The sequence below is a fragment of the Acinetobacter sp. SwsAc2 genome, assembly GCF_013391465.1.
GTDB classification, from domain to species: domain Bacteria; phylum Pseudomonadota; class Gammaproteobacteria; order Pseudomonadales; family Moraxellaceae; genus Acinetobacter; species Acinetobacter johnsonii.
On record NZ_JACBEZ010000075.1, the window covers coordinates 1 to 2,323 of the forward strand.

At 37.8% G+C, this 2,323-nt stretch carries 2 protein-coding genes and 1 pseudogene; 1 reads left to right on the plus strand and 2 read right to left on the minus strand.

Annotation, left to right across the window (positions count from 1 at the left end; translation table 11 throughout):
- Positions 1 to 379, plus strand: a 379-nt coding sequence (locus HYI04_RS16675) for a helix-turn-helix domain-containing protein (protein WP_178896419.1), incomplete at its 5' end; no start/stop codon positions are given.
- A 189-nt stretch (positions 380 to 568) separates the two neighbouring features.
- Here HYI04_RS16675 and HYI04_RS16680 read toward each other — a convergent pair.
- Entirely contained in the window at positions 569 to 1,453 is an 885-nt protein-coding gene (locus HYI04_RS16680; protein WP_000155092.1) for an Mph(E) family macrolide 2'-phosphotransferase, read from the minus strand.
- Positions 1,454 to 1,508: 55 nt separating this feature from the next.
- A pseudogene (gene msr(E), locus HYI04_RS16685) lies at positions 1,509 to 2,323 on the minus strand (ABC-F type ribosomal protection protein Msr(E)); the annotation flags it as partial.

Sequence of the window (2,323 nt, forward strand, 5' to 3'; positions counted from 1 at the left end):
CCTAACCCAACGAGATTTTCAAGAGCTGAAGCGCAGGATCCAGGAGAAGGGACTTCGTTTAGTCGTAGCAGATCTTCCTACTACCTACCAAATGATTCAAACCAGTGACAGCATTACTCATTCAATCTTGGAACTCATCAACAATATGTTGATTGATCTTCTGGCAACAATGGCCCGCCTAGACAATGAGAAACGTATAGAACGTATTAAGCAGGGCCTGGCACGTTCGGGTTACAAACCAACAGGCAAGAAGGCAAATGAGGCTAAACATAAACGAATAAAAGAATTGCTAGTAGTTGGCAATATGACTAAGGAAGAAATTGCCAAAGCAGTGAATTGTGGAGTTGCAACTGTCTATCGAGTTGCTAAAGTTATCTAAAAGAGGCTTATCTCAACGCGCCCCCAATGGGGCACCGCTGCATTCAGGTTACTTCACATAAGAAATTTTATGTTAAATGATTGTTAGAAATGCCCCTTGATCGAGGCATTTTCTATAAAGAATACTAAAAACTAATTAAAGCCAACCAAGTTTCAAAACAAGGCAGTTCTCAGCAATCATATTTTTAAATTATATAACTCCCAACTGAGCTTTTGCTCCAACGATAAGGCTTTCATTTTGAGTTTCTAAGGCAAATAAACCATACATCAAAGGAGAGGCCGCTGCTCTTTCTAAAGTCTGTTCATATAGTTTATTCCAAACTTTACCCCCTAGTTTTTCATACTCGATGATTAGAGTTTTGAGGCTTTCTTCTCCAAACAAAGTTACATGCCCAGCAAAATCAATCGCTGGGTCATCTATATGGGCTGTTGACCAATCAATAACGCCTGAAACAGCTCCATCCTTTGAAGCTAGTACATGCCCAGCATATAAATCGCCATGTATAAATTGGGTGAAATCTGCCCATAGAACATCATTATCCAACCATTTTCTGTAGCGGGTTTCCAATTGCTCACTTATACCAATTTCAGATTTTACTAACTGCAAATTGTTTGCTATTTCAGGTCTTAAATCTGAAGGTTTCATAATTTTCAAATCATTTTCCCGAACTTCTTTTTCAGGAATACTATGGATTTCAAATAAGGTTTTTGCCAAAGATGTTATGTATTTCGGGCTATCTTTGTCCATATTCCAAATTATTTCATAGGTTTCAGCATCCAAATTTAAAACAGGATTATCTTTAAGTATGGGATAAGCCACTAATTCTGTAGATGAAATTCTCCAATCAGGAACCTCTACAGAAAGATGTTTTTTTACCAATTCTAAAATGCGTTTTTCTTTCTTGATTTGTTCCCTCATGCCATCACGACGAGGAATACGCAGCAACCATTGTTGCCCCTTTGTATCAAGAGCAAAAACGACCTTAAAATCAATGCCCATTTCATTGAAATTCATTTTGTCCGTAAGCAACAAGCCGTGTGCTTCAGCAAGTGATTGAATATCTTGAATTGTCATTTTTAATTTCCTTTAAAGAGTTCAATAATTAATGTTCGGATTAGATTGGCTATCATTAACAATCTCTCTCAAAAGTCTTGATGATTTTGTGGTCTTTGATCTCGTAGATAATGTCAGCAATATTATCGACCAATTGCTTGTCATGAGATACGAAGATAATAGTTCCTGCATAGGACTTCATCATTGTTTCTAATGCGGCAATACTTTTTAGGTCAAGATAGTTTCCTGGTTCATCCATAAGCAAAATATTATATTTTCCTAAAAGCATTTTGGATAAAAGCAGTTTGATGATTTCACCTCCCGATAAGTCGGATAAGTTTTTTTGAATATCATTCGCTCCGATCCCCATTGAAGCCAATACTGCACGAATTTCCGCAACTGTGTACTCGCACTCTTCCTGCATAAAGGAGAGCACAGATTTATGCGTGTTAAATTTATATCCTGTTTGTGTAAAGTAGCCAATTTCAGCTTTTGGAGATATGGTTAATCCATCAGCACGTTCTGATATCATTTTTAACAAGGACGTTTTCCCTGTTCCATTCGATCCAGTTATAGCGACTTTAGCGCCAAGCGGTATTATAAAGTTAGCGTCATCAAAGATAGTACGGCTACCAAATTTTAAGCTCAGACCATCTGCCGTAATCGGGAACTTATTGTGCAGTTCTAGGGCTGAACTTTGACGAAAACGAATAGAACGCAAATGCTCTGGTGCTTGAATATCTTCTAATGCAGCCAAACGCTTTTCCATACTCTTAGCTGCCTGATACAGTTTTCTTTGCTTGGTGCCAGTCATTTTTGCATGCCCAAGTCGTCCAGCACTTTCGGTAGAGTTTTTGGATTTTTCTCCTTTTTTCTTATTGTCTAATCGAT

Coding starts and splice junctions, on each gene's coding strand:
- HYI04_RS16680 (WP_000155092.1), bottom strand. CDS start 1,453: ATGACAATTCAAGATATTCAATCACTTGCTGAAGCACACGGCTTGTTG.